Source organism: Pseudomonas sp. ICMP 460 (assembly GCF_002723595.1).
In the GTDB taxonomy this organism is placed as follows: Bacteria; Pseudomonadota; Gammaproteobacteria; order Pseudomonadales; family Pseudomonadaceae; genus Aquipseudomonas; species Aquipseudomonas kitaguniensis.
This window is the reverse complement of record NZ_LKBR01000086.1, coordinates 1-233: the sequence shown is the minus strand read 5'-3', so window position 1 is coordinate 233 and position 233 is coordinate 1. Positions and strand designations below refer to the sequence as shown.

The 233-nt window shown below is 48.9% G+C and carries 1 rRNA gene; it reads right to left on the bottom strand.

Annotated elements, in window-relative coordinates:
- Window positions 1-233 (bottom strand): 23S ribosomal RNA (locus tag AO240_RS27240); the annotation flags it as partial.

The following is a 233-nucleotide window of genomic DNA, read 5'->3' as shown; positions in this document are numbered from 1 at the left end:
CCTGTGTCGGTTTGGGGTACGGTTCCTGGTTACCTGAAGCTTAGAAGCTTTTCTTGGAAGCATGGCATCAACCACTTCGTCGTCTAAAAGACAACTCGTCATCAGCTCTCGGCCTTAAGATCCCGGATTTACCTAAGATCTCAGCCTACCACCTTAAACTTGGACAACCAACGCCAAGCTGGCCTAGCCTTCTCCGTCCCTCCATCGCAATAACCAGAAGTACAGGAATATTA